Source organism: Tengunoibacter tsumagoiensis (assembly GCF_003967535.1).
Classification (GTDB): Bacteria; Chloroflexota; Ktedonobacteria; order Ktedonobacterales; family Ktedonobacteraceae; genus Tengunoibacter; species Tengunoibacter tsumagoiensis.
In genome coordinates this window covers 4436043-4455915 of sequence record NZ_BIFR01000001.1, presented here as the reverse complement: position 1 = coordinate 4455915, position 19873 = coordinate 4436043, and the positions used below count along the sequence as shown (strand labels likewise).

Here is a 19873-nt window from a genome sequence, read left to right as displayed (position 1 = left end):
GCCTTGGCCTTCTTGATGGAGAGCTTAAAAAACCAGAAAATTAAACTCACTTAAAGTAGTTTCGATCATCTGATAAATTTTACCTTGTATGTTTGATAGAATTGTTCACATTGGAAAAGTTGTCAGATCCTATTTGACTAACTTTAAGTTGCGTTTTATCGAGAGCAATCCTATCAAACATATTCACATTATATTAACACTCCATTGGGCAGGAAGCCTAGCTTAGCCTAGCCAAGTCTTCCAGCCAGGATTCTCTGGAGCATAGACAGTTATGGTGCCTTGATCATAAGTTATGTTACAGGAGCTTGTTCGGTAGTAGTAATGTCCTGTCGTGGTTAGAGCCCAAACACCATATTGACCATATCCTGTTGTATAGGGTGGAATATTAATATTAATATTATTCCCTATTGTTGTTGACACGGACAATGAAATAGTAACACTAAAAGATGCTTTTAAGCTAGCAAAAATAGCATTAGCATCCACTGTAACTCCAGCGGTAGTTGATAAGGAAACAGTGCCTGTTGTAGATGCGCTCAACTGTGCTGATGCATTGGATGGAGTGCCATTATAGTCAGCATATGGAGGTGTGACTGGTATATGAGTATTCGCTTGCTGCGAGTAAATCACGTATTCCCAGCCAGGATCGCAATAATTTGACTGCGGTATGCCTCCTAGAGGAGAACTGGCAGCATGAGCAGAAGTAGTAGGGAAAAGAGTGACCAGCCCGATCACTATGATTGGGAATACTATCATGAATTTAAAAAGCGATGATGTTTTCATAACTCGAAAATCCTTTTCGTTAACATGCGTTTATTCGTATAAACGCACATGAGTAGTTTGATATCTAAATTTAGATACCAAAGAAAATTGAAGGAAAATGTTTGAATGATTTGGCCAGAGTGAGAACGTAAAAGTTTTGGTTAAATCTCCTTATACGTGCTCTTCACAAGATACATGACCAGTTGCAAAAGGTATTACCATAACTCTTAGAGAGAGATAATAGTGCAGCTTGTCAGAATACAGGTCACGGTACAATCACTTATGAGATATCCACTAACCTCTCTTGACAGCTCTGCTGCAATAAAATCGGCTACAGATTCCTTAGGCAATCCAGCGGCAACCAGAGCAACTTCAGGGTTTTTTGCGACTTGGGTTTGAAATTGGTATCGCTGCGAATATAATTGACAAGTTCGGCAGCTTTTTTACGAATCTGATTGGTTGCATCTGGCATGTTGAAATCCCCTTTACTGGACAAATAGGTACAACATACGTATTACCAGACTAAAAAGCTCTGCAATGAGAAGATCGAAATAGCGGTTTGAAGCAGACATTTTGGAAACTAGTCTGATCACTTACCGTAGATCTTTCTTGCTTTTCATAGGCAGGAATTTATCTTACGTGAGGAGTATAGAAGATTCTGAGGAGGAAAAGGTTACACCATTGTAACATCCTTGTATCATCTCTGCATCAGCTAAAAAGGTTCCTGTTATTGAAATTGACGTTTTTACGAAAATTCCTAAAAAAATCTTGAAGTTAGGCCACCTCCGTGAGGTTAAAGTAACTGTGACCTTGACCCACTTTTGTGGCTGTTGCTCATCTTCCGTGCAGGAAAATGTGGTATAATAAGAGAAATACTCTTTACGAATATCTCCAGTTTCCCAAGAAAAGAGTCCATGTTTCTCATCGCCTTACTCCCTGATCTTCCTGGTTGCTCCATAGAGCAGGTGAGCAGTACTCAGGAAACTATTGTCATTAATCTCAGCTCAACACGAGAAGGAGCCACCTTCCCTAACTGCGGTAAGTTCTCATCGCGTGTTCACAGTACTTACACCCGTTCGCCCAAGACACTGCCTTCGGGTGCCCGACCCGTTCGCCTTTTGCTCCAGGTGCGAAGGTTTCGCTGTTCTCAGCCAAACTGCCAGCGAAAAACGTTTGCAGAACCATTTCCTGCTATTGTTGCTCCCCATGCTCAACGGACATTTTCCATGCGATATCTCTTGCGGATCATTGGAGAGGCAATGGGGACGAGGCTTGAGCACCTCTGAGCCAGCGATTGGCCATGAAATGGAGTCATGCGACGAGTGTGCCAAAGCTTACTCTCTTCCTCGGCTCTTGTACGTGTCCTGGGAGGAGGTGAGTGGGCTTGGCGCAAAGGTCTGCACTACGGAATACGGAACGTTGCTTGTAGATCTGGAGCGTCATCTCTCTATTGATCTGCTATCCGATGCGACCTCCGAGTCTTTTGCGACGTGGCTTCAAGCTCATCCTTCCGTGGAATTGATCAGTTGCGACCGTGGCACTACCTTTGCTGATGGAGCTAACCGTGGGCCCCGCTGGCGCTTCAGATTGCAGACCGCTGGCACCTTCTGCACAATCTGGATGAGTCGCTGAAGAAAGTTCTCGCGAGGCATCATGCCGATCTAAAGTTGGTCTTCACTCCGTCGGAAGAACAGGGCCAGTTGACCGTAGCACTGTATCAGCAAGCTCTCACGAGCCTCAAGGCTCTGCCACAAGCTGAACAACTACGACAAGCCAGAAGAGAGCAATGCAAAGCGATTTTCATGCGCGTTCAGGAATTGTCTGAACAGGGGTGGCGTGGTGCTTCAATCGCTCGGATGCTTGGCATTCATAAAAAGACGGTTGTGAAATATGCGGTGGCTAAGCACTTTCTCGAACGTCGTGATCTCGGGCACAAGCTAGCTCTCTATCTGCCGTTTTTGCAAACCCAGTGGGCTGCTAGAGAACACAATACCACATCCCTTTACCAAACTATTCGCGATCAGGGGTATTCAGGTTTAGAAACCTGTGTGTGTCAGTACATCACTTTGCTGCGAAAACAAGTTGAACCAGCAAGACGACCACGACAGTAGTATCCTCTCGTCTCTGCAGAGAGTAAAAGAAAGCCTTACATAGCCGTTTCGAGTCGTCACAAGCTACCTGGTTAGTCTTGCGAAGATCTCAGGATCTTTCAGCAGTATTGGCGTACAGTCTTTCAGGCAGTCGCACAGAGAGAATGTTTTCTCCTGGTTGCTCGTGAGGATGGGAAGGTTGTGGGATCGGTCCAGTTGGGTCTGGCGACCAGAGCCAATGCCCTGCATCGTGCCGAGGTCCAGAAGCTCTTTGTCTTGCAGCGTCAGCGGCGACGTGGGACGGGGAAGCGTTTGATGGAAGCCATTGAAGCAATTGCGCGTGAGAACGGTCGAACCCTGCTCTTCCTGGATACGCGACAGGGTGATGTCTCTGAGCTCCTGTATCAGAAGATTGGGTATCAGAAGGCGGGCGTTATCCCATTTTACGCCCAAAGCGCAAGTGGTCAACTGGATGGCACTGTTTTTTATTATAAGGTGCTTGCATAGCTAAGCTCGTTCGGCCAGAACTTTCCAACGATGGCATACACATGGGGACTTGCCGATTCGTATCTGAATGTCAAATAAAACGACTTCTCTCTCCTTTTGAAGAAGAGGTCATCCCCCTCGCTTCAGCAAGGGGGATGAATTGTGCCCTCTTCCTGGTAAATCATGGGAAGAGGGAGTAGAACTAACCCGAAAGAAAGTTTGCTGCTTATACTACCTTTAATCAGGAGACATTTGAATTGAAACAATCCATTTTACATCTCCTTCGGCAGTAACGGTAACGTAAACTTGTTCATCTTTTACAGGTGTCCATCGATTACTTTGCGCCTGCGGATCAGCAGTACAGGCACTTTTCTGGTCTCCTATGTTACCCAATGTAACCGTGATACTTCCTGTTCCTTGACAAACGTAGACGACCTGATAATTATGTTTCGTTTCAATGTATCCCTGTTGAGTAGCTCTCATCCCAGTGATATTTCCTAAACGCAAGACTTCTGGCCATCCTGTGGCGGTTGAAAGTGTTTCAAAAGGAAAGGGAGTGATTGTGGTCTCTGGCGTAAGCAGAGAATGTGAAGTTGGTGTGGCATGAGCCTTTTCATTCTGTTGGGGCGGGCTAGAACTCATGCAGGCACTTAATAGGATTAAAAAGAAAAGCAGCAGAAGCAAAGAACTTTTTTTGCCTCTTCCTTTCCCTTGACTGACATAGGTTAATCGCATAAAAAAATTTCTCCCCTTTGTATCAATTCTCCACTCATCTGGTCGTGTGGATAGCATTGGCCTTCTTTCAGAAAACAAACTCACGTAAAGTATTTTCGATCATACTGGTATAAAAGCAGATTAGTCCTCGTTAAGACGTAGAGCAGTTGCCAGCTTCAGTCGCGAGATGCTAGACGTCAATAGTCCAACAATCAGAAGTGCCAGAATGAGCAATGTTCCTAAGACCAACACCAGATTCAGCGGCACGACTGTATGCACTGGAGGCGTATTCTGGAACGAGAAGAGATCCAGCGTTTGATGGCTACTCTCATTTGAGAAGAAATTGCCGCTGGCACCTGGAATATAGTCGCTCGGAATACTGCTCGTTAAGACCAGTGATGGAAGGGTCAGCAGAGACGTCAGGAGACCAAAGAGCGTCCCCAGGATAAGGCTTGTTCCATACAGAATGGTCTGTTCCCAACCAACCACTCGTGCAAGTTGGGTTGGAGTACTCCCCAGAGCACGTAAAATGCCAAACTGGAGACGGCGTTGGCGAGCCGTATTCCAGGATGAGAGCAGACAAGCGATCCATGTGAGAAGAAGAGGCAGCAGAGCCCCTAAAGCCAGAATGCCCACAAGGTTACGATTGAGTGGATCATGTTGGAGCGTTTCTGCGGTGGTACGGCGGTCATAGATCTCGCTCAAGCGTAAGGTACTAGAGCTCAGAGCCTGTCGGACACTGCTCAAACTTTGTGAATCATTTCTGGAATTGATCCAGGCATAATTCGGAGCTAATTGCGGCACCCGCTGGACAAAGGGGCCATAGCGTGGAGAGAGCGCCAGGCGTTGGAGCTCATAATTGTAGGCAATGGAATAGCTCTGATAGTCCACCAGCACTCCGTTGGAGACACTCGTGTCACTATTGTCCAGGACCTGAGTAGTATTATGGAGGCTTGGAATATGAGAGACCTTGCTCTGTGCAACCAGGAAGAGATCCCCAAAAAAGTTATGAATGACAAAACTTTTTCCTGGCGAAAGCTGGAGAGCATTCCAGGTCTGTTCATCCACGATCGCGGGCAACGAATATGTCACAGGAGGAGCATAGGGAGAAGCCGATTGTTGTGTCAGAGAGTGTTGCAATTGCGTGCGTTGATTCGTCAGACTCTCGATAAGCGTTTGTTTCTGCGCAGCGGTTGTGATCTCTGGCCAGGAGACCGTCTTCAGGAAGCTTTCTGGCTCAATGGCCACCAGTTGCGTCTCCTGTGCAGTTGTCGTATCGGTGATCGTTGTCAGATAGCCAGTAGTAGCTGAGGTAACTCCACGCACATGGATATAGTCGCTCTGTCCAGTTGGTGTGAGTGTAGGGGCTTGAGTAACAGCCAGTGGACCGCTAAAATCAGCCCCCGTCCAATAGCTAGCCACATCGGTAATATGCTGGTTTTGAGAAGCCGTAAAGATAGTAACAAAGACCACAAAGGTCACTGTAAAGACCAGCAGGAGCAGAATGCGCAGACTCTGGCGTGGCGAGCGAGACATCTGAGCCAGAGCCAGGAGCGGAGATGCATTATTATTGCGTGTTGCCAGAGAGGTACCTACCCGTAACAACCATGGAAAGATTCGCAAGAACAGAAACGTGCCTGCCAGAATCAGACAGATCGTCTCCACCAGAACAAGAGGTGATCTGACCACCACATTAACCTGCGGATTCAGAATTCCCGCATTGGTTAGATAGATTGAGAAACCATAGGCCAGGAGTGCCACCATGATTCCAACAACATCGAGATAAAAGCGTTGCCAGATGGGGCGGCTTGTTGAGCGAGCCTGCTCGCGACGAAAACTTAACAGATCGTTGCCCGTTGCCAGGTAGAGAGCCAGAAGCACCGTCGCAAAAGTAATTGCCAGACAGCCCAAAGGATAAAGAGCCTGTTGCCAGAGCGCCTGAAGCGGTTGCGCAAAGATCACATCGAGAGCCGTCTGATCAGTACTCACAAGCGTAAGATGAGTAAGCAGGTAGACAGCAGGGATGGCCAGCGCAATTCCAAGGAGAAATCCGAGTCCAGTGATGATAATGAGACGAGAGAGGAACGCCGGGAAGATCTGCCGCCTTGTCGCACCCCGACTGCGTAGAATCGCCATCGTGGCATTTTCTCGTTCCACCAGGAGCTCGACCATAAAACTTAAAAACACCAGGAGGAGCATAAAGATCAGCGCCCCCATCGTGACCAGAGGAATATTGGCGACCTGTACTCCAGATTGAAATTGAGTCAACGCCTCTAACGGAACCGAGCTTGAGCCCAGAGAAAAGCTATCGATATATGATCTGCCCCAATAACCCTGAAGCGTTGATAAGGCAGATTGAAAGCTCTCCAATTGGTTGCTATTCAGTTGTCCACTGGCGATAGGATAAGACCAGGTGAAGGACCCATCTAAGTGATAGCTATCAGCCGGTTGTGTCTGCATAAAGGCCTCAGTTGCAGCGATAAAGTCCTCGTTTGCAACCAGAGCGGTCACCAGACCTTTGTGTTTTTGTGCATTCTGGATAGTTAAGAATGAAGATTGTAAGAAAGGATCAGACGGGGACTGTGGTTGAAACAGCCCTACAACCTGAACAGGAAAAGGCGAGCCAGGCTGGATGGGAAGCGTATCTCCCACATGGACTCCCAGAAACGTCGCAGCCTCAGGCGTCAATAAAACCTGTAGCATCGCAGCTGAGTGAGGAAGTTGTCCCTGAAGCAGCGTCGTGTGGCTGGCCAGTGTCTCTCTCTGTAGACCATAGAAGTACAGGTTTGAACTGCTTTGCTGACTCGCTGTCTGGCCGGGTACAATATCTGTATTTTCAATGATAAGCTGAGGTTGGGTTTTAAAGTAGGTGGCGTACTGTTTGAGAAAGACAGGATCAAGCTGTTGACGAATGTCTTTGAGCTGTTTAGAGAGTTGCGTTGCAGATTGCGTCCCTCGTCCAGTACTGACCGTTACTGCTTGATTACCAGGCTGTTTGAAGACATCCTGAAGGCTGGCAGTGGCAGCTACCTGGCTATAGAGAGGGAGTAGGCAGGCAAGAAGAACTGCAATACAGATCCCACTTCCTGTAAGGAAGAGGGGAATCCAGGATTGGCGCAGCGGAGCCAGGGTACGCGTTATCATACCAGGCGTCAGGGAAGGGAACGCAAAGGAGATTGAGCGCCTCTTGCTCGGGGTATTTTTCTGTGTGTTGGCCTCTTTTTTCTCATCAGGACGAGCCACAAAGAGTGGGACCTCTTCTTGATAATCTTCGCCCAGGCGCAGTGTCTGTGCCAGAGAGGGTCGCGAAATGGTATACATGGTAATAGCAAGCACCAGTAAACAGAGCAGGAGTAGCGCTCCCAGCGCAATAAGCAAAGAGTTGGGAACGACGACATGGAGTGGTGGTACAGATTGGAGTAGAAAGATACTTTCAGAAGCGCTTGAACTCAATCCTCCATTTGTCGCAATCCCAGAAAAGATCAGACTGGAGAGTGTGAGGGCTGTAAAGAACGAACCAAAGAGCACCCCAAGCACAATCGCCATTAGATAGACAAGTCCTTGTTCCCACCCTAACAGTGCAGCCAGTTGTCCAGGTGGAGTCCCAAAGGCGCGGAGCACAGCGAGACTACGGAGACGATTGCGCACATTGAGCCAGGAAGACGTAATATTTCCCAGCAGAGCCAGCAGCACCGATAATCCGATCCCTAACGCCAGAGCGCACACCAGATTAAGATAGAGCGGATCATGTTGCAGGGATGAGAGGAGAGCCTGTCGATCAATAACATGACCATCGACGAGCGTACTGCTCAGCGTATGACGAATAGTCGTGAGCGTCGTCGTATCTTGCTGAGTATGAAGCCAGACGAAATGGCGACTGAGATCAGCATCAGCAGTATGTGCTATTTTGGGGTAGGTCTGTGTATAACTGGCGTAATCAACAATCATTCCAGGCGTACCAGTGCTATCAAGCGGAGCCAGATCGTTGAGGGCTGGAATGTGATTCACCTCACCAATCGCCACAAATTGCATCTTGCCACTTCCAGTATCCAGCAGAAATGGTTTGCCAATGCTTAGATGAAGAAGATTTTTTGTCGTCGTATCGACAATAGTGGGCATAGCCAGAGAGGCGAGATCGCTCGCGTTTGCGTTTGAGTTTGCGTTCGTAAAAATTTCGCGCTTTGCAATAAGTTGCTGCATAAACTGTTGATAGGTCTGGCTATTCTGATGTGCATCTTCCTGCGACCAGATCACTGAAGATGCATAGCTCTCGCTTTCAACGGCGAGCACCTCAATGGAATGAGATGCGTTGAGATACCCATTGGCTCCAAACGATCCTGAGATAACGCCAGGGATTTTGCGATAATTGGCAACCTGTTGTGCTGGTAGAAGATCGCCTTGCGTTGAAAGCTCGCCGCTAAAATCAGCCCCAACACGATAATCTGACAGATCGTACTCGCGTTGCGCTTGCGTCGCCAGTAAGACGAGAGAGAAGAGCGCAAACGTGATCGTAAAGACCAGCAGCAGAGCCGTTCGCATCGTCTGACGTGGAGAACGGGCCATAATCACCAGAGAGAGCAAAGGGACGACCCCACGACCACGGCTTGCTAAACGAGCTCCCCATTGCAACAAGATTGGAAAGCACCGCAGATAAAGCAACGTCCCACCCAGGGTCCAGATGGTTGCCGCTACCAGCATGGTTGGTCCGGCAAAGAGCACCTGGCGCTGTGCATCGATAGTTCCAGTGGTTGCTAGATAGCTATAGAAACCATAGACCAGTCCACCCAGGAGAAGCAGACCCAGATCGAGGTAGAAGCGCTGCCAGAACGGGCGATGTTGAGCGTTACTGCGCCCCAGTGTACTGCGACGTAATGTGCCCCAGACCGCCAGAACCATCGTGAGAATAGCGACTCCCACAGATGAGAATAGATACCAACGAACCGCCATTATGACATGCCATGGATTATCTGGTAAGGCATTGAGCGCCCCCAGATCAGAAGAAGGCAGAAATTGTTGGAGCAGACCCAGGGCCAGAGGTCTGAGCAAAAGAGGGCTAATTACAAGAGCAAGGAGCGCAATCAGGAGACTCTGAACGACGAACGTCAATACAATCTGGAAGAAACTGGCTCCTCGACTGCTGCTAAGGACAATGGCCTCTGCCTGACGATTGACGAGCAGCTCCGTCATAACCGTCAAGAAGAAGAGGCTCAGTCCAAGCATCAGCAGTGTAAGCAGAACCACCGAGATCTGTGAGGTAGAGTTCTGGTCCAATGCATCCTGAAGGACTGCGAGAAGACCATTATTATTGATAGAGACATTGTTCACGAAAGGAGTTTGTGTTACTTGATCGGGCAGGGTAGCAGAGATCGCATGAAGCTGTTCCTGAAAGGCTGCTGTATTGGCACTGACAATGGCATTCACATGAAGAGGATAATACCAGGACAGGCTTAATGTGAACGCCGTATGCTGATCAGGGTGCGACTTCTGCACACTGTCCAGCGTATTCAGCAGATCATCATTGGCAACCAGGGCATTATTGGCCGTGATGTTTGTGAGTGAATCAGTGGTGGAGGCAAAAGAAACACCATGCCAGAAAACATCAAATTCCGAGTTGACATCATAGATCCCTACAATGATCAGTGGAATAGTCAGTGGTTGACTGCCAGCAATTGGCGTTGTCTGAATGCTTAAAATAGCACCAGGATGTACATTAAGCATATTGGCATTATCGCTGGTCAGAGCTATCTCCAGACCCTGGCTATCTGGTTGAGGAAGTCGACCTTCGCGCAATTTCAGATGAGCATCGATGTGGGTAAAATCGAACCCATGGAGCTGCATAACATTCCTGGGAAGAGGCGTTCCGTTTTGATAGATGGTCAGACCACTGTTACTATGAAAGTAACGTTCAGGGGTACCTGCAAAATAAGAAGGATCGGCAATTGTCTGAAAGCCAGCAGTTAATTTTTGAGTCGCTTGCGTAATAGCCTGTTTTGATGGGATCTCTGTCTCGGCCTGTACCGAGGAATCCAAGAGTATATTGCTATTGTTGAATGTATTGCGAAGACCCGCCGTCTTTGTCACTTCAGAAAAAAGTGGAAGTGTGCAGACAAGTACAATTGCAACCAGCGCTCCAATAGTAATCAGCAGGAAGAGCCGCCAGACATGGCGGATCTGCCAGAGGGCCAGCGTCATAGAGGCTGCCAGAGGTGAGGTGCCGCGCTTACGTGTCTGCCTGGTTCGAACCGTCTCCATATAAATCCTTCTTTTCTATCATTGTCGATGATCATTTTCGCCCGTGAAAAAGATGCTGGAGGAGCTAGAGGTCAGAACGTTGTACGTTTAAACTCCTGCTTTAAGAGAGAAACAATATACGTATTTTCCTTCTTTTTGAGAAGTATTTGTATATTTAAAGGTAGCAGAAGCGTTTGTGAATGTCAAGAACAAGTTCCTCAAGAGCCAGGATATTCCTGTTTCGGGTTTGTTCTCTGAGGGGGTCGCATAAGGAGTCAGGATCAAAAAAAAGCAAAGAACCTTTTTTTGCCTCTTTCTTTACCTTGACTTAAATAATGTAATCGCAGACAGAACTCCTCTCTTTTTTATAAATTCTACACTCATCTGGTCGTAAGCGCGATGGACGTGTGTGTGTGCATGTTTATGAGCAATGGAGTAGGAAATAGGAGTAGAGTCGAGAAGGTTAAATGTATAATCAATAGGCCATGATAATGGTATAATACCAGGTAAACTTCTAAAAAATGAGTATGCATCTTTAATTTGAGAAGGTGGAGCATTAGAATGAGCAGATGGCTTGGGCAACAAGGGTGTTTAGGACGACATGCCATTGTTATTGGTGCAAGCATTACCGGGCTATTAGTCGGACAGTTGCTCTCTTCGTATTTTGAGCAGGTGACAATTATTGAGCGCGATAATCTAAGTCAGACGGCAAGTGGCCGAAAAGGCGTGCCTCAGGGCGCACATCCACACCTGTTACTCTACAAAGGAGTAACAATTGTCGAAGAGCTCTTTCCAGATCTTTTTCCTGCTCTGGTCGCGCAAGGAGCTCTTAAGATAGATCTGATGGAGAACCTGCACTGGTTCCAGAGTGGGCGTTGGAAGCTGCGCCAGCCCAGCCCGTTTAAAGGCTATCTTCAGAGCCGCCCCCTCTTTGAGTCTCAGATGAGAGCCTGTCTTCTCGCCAATGATACTGTCCAGATATTGGATAGCTGTAGTGTTATTGGCTTAAGGGCCTCAGAAGATGGGCAGGGTATCAATGGTGTGGTGGTGCAACGTACATCAGGAGATCGGGAGGCCAAACTCCTGGAGGCCGATCTGGTTGTCGATGCATCTGGACGGGGATCACAGGCACCGCGCTGGTTGAGTACGTTGGGATATGATCAGGTGAATGAGACAACTATTAAGATCGATCTAGGGTATACCACACGCATCTATCGCCGTCCGCCCACAGCCTCTCCTCATCGGATGCTGGTAATCTATCCAGACATTCCCACAAGTAAACGGGCAGGATATGTGATACCAATTGAGGGGGAGCGCTGGCTTGTGATGTTAGCTGGCTGGCTGAATGATCATGCCCCTGTGGATGAAGATGGTTTTCAGGCCTTTGCCCGCAGCTTGCCTGTGCCAGATCTTTCTCATGCGATTCAATCTACGACCCCGTTGAGTCAGCCAATGACCTATAAATTTTCTGCCAATCGTTGGCGGCATTATGAGAAACTTTCGCGTTGGCCTGCTGGTTTTCTTGTGTTGGGAGATGCCGTCTGTAGCTTTAATCCGGTCTATGGTCAGGGGATGACGGTGGCAGCTCTGGAAGTTCAATTGCTCCAAAAACTCTTACGGTCTGAGCGAGAGCGGAAGAAACCGGATCTACGGGCCGTGACAAAAACGTTTCATAAGGAAGTAGCAAAAGTCGTCAGTCTCCCCTGGCTCATGGCAACTGGCGAGGATCTGCAATATCCCGAAGTGCAGGGTGCGCGTTTTCCAGGCTTCTCCCTTTTCGGTTGGTATTTTGGCAAGGTCCTGGCCCTTACCTCCTCCAACTCAACCGTCTATCAACATTTTGGGGCTGTGCTCAATATGGAAGAGTCACCTCTGGGCCTGATCTCTCCCCCTGTTTTAATGAGAGTCTTATTTGGTAAAGTCCCTGAGCCAGCGAGCGATTCGATCTCTGTTAACGAGCCTGAAATGACGGCTCAGAGTGAAGGAGATGAAGCCAGCTCAACTGCTCATATCTAACAGGTGACCAGAAGGCAATAGAAGAGTCTATCGCCTTCTGAAACGGATCATTCAACCAGATCATGGCGATGATGGAAGCGTTGAATCTGTTCCCCATGTTCCTGAAGATGGCGGGCAAGTTTATTGAGTAGCTCCTCGAGGCTGATTTCAGTTTTGAACCAGGGTAAGGTTCCCGGTTGTTGAAGACTTGCAGGAGAGAACTGCTGTAACAGAGAGGTAACTTGTAGTTGTCCTTCTTGAAACTCATTCAGTACCTGTTGTGCAGTGTGGTAGCGCCGCGTTGCTACTGTCTCCTGATTAAATTCTTGAGAATTCACCTTGCCATCTGGCCGGAATAATTTTAAGACATATGGGCCGGGTTGAGAATCGTGAAAGGTCTTAAGGATATCAATTATGACCAGATCATAGGCAGCGAGATGGGCTACAATATCCTTTATGCTCCAATCTCCATCGGCTCCGGGGATCTCCCATTCTGATTCCGGGAGATCGTTAAGTGCTGTTAAGACGGATTGATGACCATTCTCTAATGCTTCTGCTGCTGACATAGAAAATTTTCCCCTTTCTTTTTATAATACTCTCTTACATGTGAACTCGTTTCCATGGAAAGAGGCCCGGGATCTCTGTCGTCAGCGTCTATCTACTGCATTGGGAATAGGTGAACCTATAGCGATTGTTCTTTTCTGTAGAGAAGTTATTCATGAGCAGAATGTCGAAAGGGGCTATAATATATGGCTATTGAAAAGGCAACATTTGCTGCGGGCTGTTTCTGGGGCGTCGAGGCGGCATTTCGGCAGATTAAAGGTGTGAAGGCTACCGCAGTTGGATATGAAGGTGGCAGTTATCCCGATCCAACCTATCGCGATGTATGCACTGATAAGACCGGGCATGCAGAGGTTGTAGAGGTAGAGTATGATCCTGCCGAGGTCTCCTATGAGCAGCTCTTACAAGTTTTCTGGGAGAACCACAATCCTACCACGCTCAATCGCCAGGGGTTTGATATTGGCACGCAGTATCGTTCGGGCATCTTTTATCATAGCCCCGAGCAGAAGGCGGTGGCAGAAGCCTCGAAAGCGACTTTGCAGAGTTCGGGCAAGTTCCGCAAACCAATTGTGACCGAGATTGTTCCCGCCAGCACATTTTATCGCGCCGAGGAGTACCACCAGCAATATCTGGAGAAGCGCGGCCAGTCAAGCTGTCACTTCTAAATGGTTCTCTTTGCCAGAGAGAAAAACAGGCGAGCTTGAAGAGGTTTCAGGCTCGCTTGATCTTTGTGTTTAGCTGGCGATATCTTTCTGGAAGAGGGCTTTTGTGAGCTTGATCTTTACCAGAAGTTCTCCAGCCACGCCATTGCGTTTGCCATACGCCTCTGCCTGATCCTCACCCATATAGCGACCACCGATTCTTGCAGCCCATTTCGTGAGCTGAGCCAGATCTTCGGAGAAAGTGGCCGTCCCCTCAAGGATTGCAAATGTGAATGGCGGTCTCTCGTCATCAACGCAGATGCAGACGCGGGCATCACGTTGCATATTGAGCGCTTTCACAGATGCATGCCAGGTGGTAAAGATGAGTGTGTCATCTTCGAGATCGAACCAGATGGGAACCACATGGGGCCGCCCATCTGCTCGTACCGTTGCAATCTTTCCTGTACGTGCCTGTGCTAAAAGAAAATCACGGCATTCGGGTGTAAGAATTGACATACATGCTCCTTGTTGGTCTGGTTTCTCTCTATTATATGCACCTCTTTCTGTGATAACAACCTGACGCGGCTACTATCTTTCCGTTTCACTTCTGCCCCGTCAGCTCTGTACGATCTGCCTCGATATCCGCGTATTCTGTGCATTCATCTGGATGTTCGGCATTCCACCAGGGAGCAGCATTGACATGTAAACGAATAAAAACACCTGCGGTAGGACATGCTGCTAAGATGCCGCGCACTTGACGTTGGGCCAGCGTGATATCGAGTGTGTCATCAGGAGCAAAGAGCTGTTCAAGCCACAGATCAACCTGAAAAAGCGTGACTCCCTGGTTAGCAAAGTGCTGGATATTGCGCTGAGGAATCTCTTCCCACGACCAGCGTCCGCCAGGGCAATCAGTGAGCGAATACAGCATTGGATAGAATGGTTGTTCATTGATCCAGAGGGTTGGTTTGCCAAGATGCTTACGCACCTCGGCCTTGAGGGGGGAGGGATACGTGATCGGCATAAGCTTTCCTTCTCTATTAAAAATGGTTGTCCAGATTGTTGGACGTCTATTGATAGAACCCTGAAAAAGAAAGATATGTTAGGGTCTCCCGCTTCTGCATACACTACTATACAATCAGAAACAATAAAGTTCCTGGTGCAAATTTACGCGTATACTTACTATTTTTTTATCGAACAGGTATTATGAAAATAGCTATAGAATGCAAATGGTATTGTGCGACAATAAACATTTTCCTATAGCTTTATGTGCTTTCTCGCTGTTATTTTGTGTGTATGTTGCCTGAGAGAAGGGAAGCAGAAGGAGTCATTGTGAAGACATACCCTCAATTTGCCCCGGTTGTGCTGCGGCTCATGCTCGCCATTATTTTTCTCGTCCATGGCGTGATGAAGTTTCAACATCTTGCGGGTACAGCTCAGTTTTTTGAGCACATTGGCATACCAGCTCCTGTGTTGATGGTACCAACGATCGGGCTCCTGGAGATTATTGGTGGTATTGCCTTATTACTGGGGATTGGGAGCCGGATCTTTGCCTTTCTCCTGGCTGTAGATATGCTCGTAGCTATCCTGACGGCTAAAATTCTGCTGGGATTTTATAACGGCTATGAATATGAAGTGCTCTTAATTGCCTGTCTGATCTCCCTTGTCTTAAGTGGCCCTGGAACTCTCTCACTCATCAAAAACAGAGATTCCCTGTTTGCTTAATGGCTAAAGGATGGTGCCTTCTCTTCTTTTTGGAACTGCAAATTGTCCTGTTGGGAGATAGAAGAGGAGACTGGCCCTGTGCACATTCAGGGCCAGTCTCCTCTCACCAGGCAGTACTGAAATTAGCAATACTGAAATTAGAAGAAGACGCTAATCTGATTATAGATAGACTGAATATTCTGGGGATTGCCATCATATTCCTGTCCGCCAGTAGCAGTTGCAATCTTCGTTAGATCGGCTTTATTGGCCTGATCGCCATAAGCAATGGTGAAAATTTTAATACTGGTTCCCGCATCTTCGCCTGTCGCGGCCACTTTTTGAATTAATTGATCGACACTTAGCTGACTGAGATTATCATCGCCATCGGTAAGTACAACTACGGCTTTGATATGTTTGGAAGGCAATGTCTGTAGCGCGGCTGTCTGTTTAGCAATGGTATCAAAGAGAAGCGTTCCGCCTTCAGCGACAATACTGTCAATGCGTGTCAGTGTATCCTGTCGTTTGGGGCCCAATTGGGAGATCGGCGTAATCTCATCGCTTGCATTGCTAAAGATAGTCAGGCCGAGCTGATCATCATCACTTAAGAGATTGACAAACTCTTTCAGCCCCTGTTTTGCGCCTTCAATCTTGGTTGTGCCACCAATGGGATCGTTCATACTGCCTGAACGGTCCAGGATAAGTTCTACATCAACGCGGCGGCGCTGTTGACCCCAGTTTGTAAGGATAGTCTGTATCACATCGGCATTAGGAACCTGAAGTAACGTCTGGGGTTGACTGGGATCGACACCATGATCACTATCAAAGGGGGTTGCTAACTTCGTCGTGACATTCGATGGTCTGAAGCCATACTGTTGGGCCTTACTCTGCTGAGGGGCAGCCAGCAAGAAATTACGAAAAGTCAGAGCGGCTGCTTTTTTCGCTGGCGTCATCCAACTACCATTGAGAACTGCAAAGGGATGATCACTATAAAAAGTTCCTTCTTTGGGATAGATCGCCACGACTGGATAGGCCAGATTGGGATACTTGATTTTATTGTTGGCTTCAATGACCAGGCTCTCATACATAACTGTCGCGCTGAGATAGCCTGGTCCATTGCTGAACATCTTATCGGCAAAGAACCCTGTGCTATCCCCATAATGAATGACAGAGCTCTCGACGCTAGAGACAAAATCTTTTGTCTTCTGATTATTCACATCATCAGTAGTGATTGTTCGTGTTTTGTTGACGGCGGCATAATTCATGGCGATCACCGCATCCAACCCTGAATTTGAATAATCTGGATGTGTATGACCGAACTTAAATGTGCCAAATTCGGGGTGACCATAGGCGGCCCAGCCCTTTGGATCTTGACTGAGTTGAGCAATGTCGGACCAGCCAATCGCTTTCTGGGGCCAGCCCAGCGCCTCCGCCTGTGGTTTCCACATTGCGATCACAACGGGGCTACTCACCAGCGAAGGTGTATCAGTAGCTCCAGTCCCAATCAGATTCTGGCCATTCTTATTCTGCCACTTCTGATTTAAGAGCGTTAACCAGACGCTACCAGCGGGGCTCCAGATATCTGGTTTAAGTGATCCATCAATAATCTGCTGCATTGATTGCCCGGAGCCCATAGGCGTGGCCGTCACAGTAATCGTGCCATCACAGGCACTCTGTTTCTGGCTATTGAAATCCTTGACAACATCTTCAATCCAGGCCTGTTTCTCACTGCCATAGGCAAAGGAGAGCGAGACAGGATTGGATGAGTGAGCTGCACATTGAAACGCGGTCCCACCAGGATTGGTTGGTGTTTGTGTAGTCGGCTTTGACGTTGTTTGATCGTTACAGGCGCTCAGAATAAGGACAAGGAGCAGGCTCCAGATCGCTGGCGAGAAGAGCCAGGCTCCTTTTGCATTATGCTTAGACAATACGTTCATAGACCTGTGATCCTTTATCAAGTGCCGGGGCCTGGGATAGAGCAGTTGCTGCGCTATTATACTTATCTGTCCAGAGTTTTAAAAGCGCGTCCACTACATCACCATTTGGCGGCTGAGCCTGATTGCTAATATCTGTTGGTACAGACACATCTTTATTCGTGAAAGGATTATTCGCGATGGAATCAGTTAATTTGATACTCTGGTTGGCCGGGCGGAAGCCACTAAGCAGGGCCTGACGCTGCTGATTATCCGACAGGAGGAAATCACGAAAGATCTTTGCCGCCTGTTTCTGCTCGTCAGTGACCCAATCGCCATTGAGAATAGCAAAGGGATGATCGCTAATGATATTGACATCAGGATAGAAGGGTTGTAGAAGTTGCCCCTGTAAGCTTTGAGATTGCTTTATATTGGTAATGACGAGATTTTCATAGATTGGAATGATATCGTAGACGGCTGGTCCTCTTTGAATGACCTCATTTTGTAGGTAGGTGCCACTACTCCGTCCAAAGCTCAGGACAGCATCCTCGATCTCCTGAAAATATTTGATGAAGCCCGGGTCTTGAATATTATCAGTGGTGAGCGAACGCGTGCGATTATAGTAGGAATAGGCAATTAAGGTAATGCTAAGGAGCCCACTATTGGACTGATCCGGGCGCGTCTGACCCAGCTTGACCTGTCCCCAACTGGTCTGTCCGCCATCGATACTCCCCCAACTTGGAAGCTGGAGAGCATCATGAATACTCTTCCAATCGAGAGAAGTGTATTTCCGCTTGAGCAACTGTGCTCGATCATGCCAGATGGCAAAGACAAGGGGGCTATAGACCAGCTGCCTTGGATAGTAATCTCCTGAGGAGATCGTAAGTTCATTTGTATGTTGCGTTTTCCAATGAAGATTGAGCTGATTGATCTCCAGGGTACTGGCTGGACTCCAGATGATTGGCTTGAGGCTCCCATTGAGAATCTGATTTTTTGCATCGCCAGAGCCCTGCTGATCCCCCATAATCTCGATAGTTTTGCCTTGCAACTGTGTATTACTTTGATTAAATGTCGTGATAGCCTGACTTATCCAGTCTTTTTTCTCCGTACTATACGTAAACTGAAGTTTTATTGTGGTTCCAGACCCATTTTGTGTCTGTTTGTTTTTACTATTTGCCAGATAGATGGCTGTTCCACCCACAGCAGCGGCTCCAACGACAACTGCACCGCCAATTAAGAATGCGCGGCGGCTTACAGATGAGCCTGTGGTTGAAGGAGGAGGGGCCATCATCTGACCCTGAGCGGGCCCGGTGACTTTCTGAGGCTGAGCCGATGGGCCAGAAGGAATATGAGAAGCCGTTGCCACCTGCGTACCCGTTGTTGTGCGTGTATTGCCAGCCAGGATCGTAGGCATATTGGGTCCAGTATTGCCGCGAGAGAGAAGCGTATGACTCGTTGTGGTGATGCCACTATCGGCAATAGCCTCATACATTTCAGCGGCTGATTGATAGCGATCCTGTGGATCTTCCGCCATAGCCTTCAACACAATTGCTTCAGTAGGTTGTGAGAGCTGTGGGTTAATCTGGCGTGGAGGCACAAAAAATGCTGGCTGAACGCGCCGTGAGGGGGAATCAGCCGGAACCTCTTTCGTTAAGAGATCGTAGAGGGTTGCGCCCAGGGCATAGATATCGGAGCGAGCATCGCTCTGTCCACGACCATATTGCTCTAGAGGAGCATAGCCCTGTGAACCCAGGAGGGTCGTATCCTTGGTGCCAGCCGCTTTAAAAATGCGAGCAATACCAAAGTCAATCAGCTTAATCTGCCCATCGTTTGTCACCATCACATTGGCAGGCTTCATATCGCGGAAAATGATGGGACGTGGTCGGGTATGGAGATAGTGCAACACGCCACAAAGTTGTAGAGCCCAGCCCATCACCAACTGCTCATTGAGTGGAGCATTTGCTTCTGCCTGCTTTGCCTCGAGGGTCTTGCCCTCGACAAACTCCATCACCAGATAGGCTTTGCCTGCCTCTTCAAAAAAGTCACTGACATTGGGCAGGTTTGGGTGATTGAGTTCGACCAGCAGTTCGGCCTCGTTCCGGAAATCTTGAATGGCTCTCGCTTTTTCGTTCGCACTAAGTTGGGCATCGCTCATCTCTTTGATGGCAACGACACGCTTCGACTGGAAACGCTCATCGCGAGCCTGATAGACCGCACCAAAGCCGCCTTTTCCAATCATCTGGACAACCCGATAGCGACCACCTAGCATATTTCCGGGCAAAAATGCACCGGTAATCCGCCGCCCACCACTGGCTCCACTATTGGAAGAAGTTGCTTGAATTGTGGGCTGGTTGAAAGGATTACTGGCGGGTCCCTGAATGGTTGGATAACTGGTTGGCACACTATCGAGTGCATAGCCGCAATTCGAGCAAAATTGATCTGCGGCTGCGTTACTTGTTCCACAGTTCCCACAAATGCGTGGGCCTCCTGCTTGTCCCATATTTTAATCTGCGGCAACATGGCGACTGACGCTCACATGCAAGCCGCCCTCCTTCCGATTAGAGGCTATTACGCCAACCTTATTATCAGGCAAAAAAGTTATAGTATTGTTAAGGATTTATTAAGAGCGTATTAAGACAATCTTTAAGATAAGATAGAATCACTCTACAAAGAGGTAAACGCTGATTGGTTTAAAAAATCAAACGTGGTTGTGGTCTGGTAGAGCTACCTGATGCTCGAGCCGTGGTCGTGATACATCACGACCACGAGACAGGGGGCCCTATGC

16 protein-coding genes are annotated in these 19873 nt (G+C 48.1%); 7 read left to right on the top strand and 9 right to left on the bottom strand.

Annotation, left to right across the window (positions count from 1 at the left end; genetic code table 11):
* Positions 1-222: 222 nt before the first annotated feature.
* Both EL628_RS17450 and EL628_RS29860 read right to left on the bottom strand, forming a co-directional pair.
* Positions 223-780 carry a hypothetical protein gene (locus EL628_RS17450; protein WP_126581194.1) on the bottom strand — a complete coding sequence of 186 codons (558 nt, stop codon included), beginning with the start codon at positions 778-780 and terminating at the stop codon, positions 223-225.
* Between the two features lie 310 nt (positions 781-1090).
* Positions 1091-1231, bottom strand: coding sequence for a hypothetical protein (locus EL628_RS29860; RefSeq protein WP_161975571.1), 141 nt, complete (start codon positions 1229-1231; stop codon positions 1091-1093).
* A gap of 442 nt (positions 1232-1673) precedes the next feature.
* Between EL628_RS29860 and EL628_RS31015 the strand changes: the two genes are divergently transcribed.
* From EL628_RS31015 to EL628_RS17430, 4 genes are all read left to right on the top strand, one after another.
* Positions 1674-2045 (top strand): transposase family protein, encoded by a 372-nt coding sequence (locus EL628_RS31015; protein ID WP_126581193.1) that lies wholly within the window; start codon positions 1674-1676, stop codon positions 2043-2045.
* Positions 2032-2391, top strand: a complete 360-nt coding sequence (locus EL628_RS17440; RefSeq protein ID WP_126581192.1) for a hypothetical protein — start codon at positions 2032-2034, stop codon at positions 2389-2391. The genes EL628_RS31015 and EL628_RS17440 overlap by 14 nt, the downstream gene beginning before the upstream one ends.
* A gap of 68 nt (positions 2392-2459) precedes the next feature.
* A complete protein-coding gene (locus tag EL628_RS17435; RefSeq protein ID WP_126581191.1) occupies positions 2460-2870 on the top strand; it encodes a terminase gpP N-terminus-related DNA-binding protein in 411 nt (136 codons plus the stop codon).
* Between the two features lie 93 nt (positions 2871-2963).
* Positions 2964-3356: a GNAT family N-acetyltransferase gene (locus EL628_RS17430; RefSeq protein ID WP_126581190.1), complete on the top strand. Its 393-nt coding sequence runs from the start codon at positions 2964-2966 to the stop codon at positions 3354-3356.
* 216 nt (positions 3357-3572) lie between these two features.
* On the opposite strand, the gene EL628_RS17425 is transcribed toward EL628_RS17430, so the two are convergent.
* Positions 3573-4070 (bottom strand): hypothetical protein, encoded by a 498-nt coding sequence (locus EL628_RS17425; protein WP_126581189.1) that lies wholly within the window; start codon positions 4068-4070, stop codon positions 3573-3575.
* A 120-nt stretch (positions 4071-4190) separates the two neighbouring features.
* Positions 4191-10301 carry an FtsX-like permease family protein gene (locus tag EL628_RS17420; protein WP_126581188.1) on the bottom strand — a complete coding sequence of 2037 codons (6111 nt, stop codon included), beginning with the start codon at positions 10299-10301 and terminating at the stop codon, positions 4191-4193.
* 540 nt (positions 10302-10841) lie between these two features.
* Between EL628_RS17420 and EL628_RS17415 the strand changes: the two genes are divergently transcribed.
* On the top strand, positions 10842-12296 hold the full coding sequence (locus EL628_RS17415) for an FAD-dependent oxidoreductase (RefSeq protein ID WP_126581187.1): 1455 nt from the start codon (positions 10842-10844) through the stop codon (positions 12294-12296).
* A 47-nt stretch (positions 12297-12343) separates the two neighbouring features.
* Here the strand turns inward: EL628_RS17415 and EL628_RS17410 are convergent, their stop codons facing one another.
* Positions 12344-12841 carry a DinB family protein gene (locus EL628_RS17410; RefSeq protein ID WP_126581186.1) on the bottom strand — a complete coding sequence of 166 codons (498 nt, stop codon included), beginning with the start codon at positions 12839-12841 and terminating at the stop codon, positions 12344-12346.
* Positions 12842-13024: 183 nt separating this feature from the next.
* Here EL628_RS17410 and msrA point away from each other — a divergent pair, with 183 nt between their 5' ends.
* On the top strand, positions 13025-13501 hold the full coding sequence (gene msrA / locus EL628_RS17405; RefSeq protein WP_174719963.1) for a peptide-methionine (S)-S-oxide reductase MsrA: 477 nt from the start codon (positions 13025-13027) through the stop codon (positions 13499-13501).
* A gap of 69 nt (positions 13502-13570) precedes the next feature.
* On the opposite strand, the gene EL628_RS17400 is transcribed toward msrA, so the two are convergent.
* Together EL628_RS17400 and EL628_RS17395 are read right to left on the bottom strand one after the other, a co-directional pair.
* A complete protein-coding gene (locus EL628_RS17400) occupies positions 13571-13993 on the bottom strand; it encodes a PPOX class F420-dependent oxidoreductase (protein ID WP_126581185.1) in 423 nt (140 codons plus the stop codon).
* A gap of 85 nt (positions 13994-14078) precedes the next feature.
* On the bottom strand, positions 14079-14498 hold the full coding sequence (locus tag EL628_RS17395) for a hypothetical protein (protein WP_126581184.1): 420 nt from the start codon (positions 14496-14498) through the stop codon (positions 14079-14081).
* A gap of 308 nt (positions 14499-14806) precedes the next feature.
* Here EL628_RS17395 and EL628_RS17390 point away from each other — a divergent pair, with 308 nt between their 5' ends.
* Complete coding sequence (locus tag EL628_RS17390) at positions 14807-15199, top strand: DoxX family protein (protein WP_161975570.1); 393 nt, start codon at positions 14807-14809, stop codon at positions 15197-15199.
* A gap of 137 nt (positions 15200-15336) precedes the next feature.
* Here EL628_RS17390 and EL628_RS17385 read toward each other — a convergent pair whose 3' ends face one another.
* Both EL628_RS17385 and EL628_RS17380 read right to left on the bottom strand, forming a co-directional pair.
* A complete protein-coding gene (locus EL628_RS17385) occupies positions 15337-17112 on the bottom strand; it encodes a substrate-binding and vWA domain-containing protein (RefSeq protein ID WP_126581182.1) in 1776 nt (591 codons plus the stop codon).
* Positions 17096-19588, bottom strand: a complete 2493-nt coding sequence (locus EL628_RS17380) for a protein kinase domain-containing protein (RefSeq protein ID WP_126581181.1) — start codon at positions 19586-19588, stop codon at positions 17096-17098. Before EL628_RS17380 ends, EL628_RS17385 begins: the two co-directional genes overlap by 17 nt.
* Between the last annotated feature and the right edge of the window lie 285 nt (positions 19589-19873).

Coding starts and splice junctions, on each gene's coding strand:
- EL628_RS17380 (WP_126581181.1), bottom strand. CDS start 19,588: ATGGGACAAGCAGGAGGCCCACGCATTTGTGGGAACTGTGGAACAAGT.
- EL628_RS17385 (WP_126581182.1), bottom strand. CDS start 17,112: ATGAACGTATTGTCTAAGCATAATGCAAAAGGAGCCTGGCTCTTCTCG.
- EL628_RS17395 (WP_126581184.1), bottom strand. CDS start 14,498: ATGCCGATCACGTATCCCTCCCCCCTCAAGGCCGAGGTGCGTAAGCAT.
- EL628_RS17415 (WP_126581187.1), top strand. CDS start 10,842: ATGAGCAGATGGCTTGGGCAACAAGGGTGTTTAGGACGACATGCCATT.
- EL628_RS17450 (WP_126581194.1), bottom strand. CDS start 780: ATGAAAACATCATCGCTTTTTAAATTCATGATAGTATTCCCAATCATA.
- EL628_RS17420 (WP_126581188.1), bottom strand. CDS start 10,301: ATGGAGACGGTTCGAACCAGGCAGACACGTAAGCGCGGCACCTCACCT.
- EL628_RS29860 (WP_161975571.1), bottom strand. CDS start 1,231: ATGCCAGATGCAACCAATCAGATTCGTAAAAAAGCTGCCGAACTTGTC.
- EL628_RS31015 (WP_126581193.1), top strand. CDS start 1,674: ATGTTTCTCATCGCCTTACTCCCTGATCTTCCTGGTTGCTCCATAGAG.
- EL628_RS17425 (WP_126581189.1), bottom strand. CDS start 4,070: ATGCGATTAACCTATGTCAGTCAAGGGAAAGGAAGAGGCAAAAAAAGT.
- EL628_RS17410 (WP_126581186.1), bottom strand. CDS start 12,841: ATGTCAGCAGCAGAAGCATTAGAGAATGGTCATCAATCCGTCTTAACA.
- EL628_RS17400 (WP_126581185.1), bottom strand. CDS start 13,993: ATGTCAATTCTTACACCCGAATGCCGTGATTTTCTTTTAGCACAGGCA.
- msrA (WP_174719963.1), top strand. CDS start 13,025: ATGGCTATTGAAAAGGCAACATTTGCTGCGGGCTGTTTCTGGGGCGTC.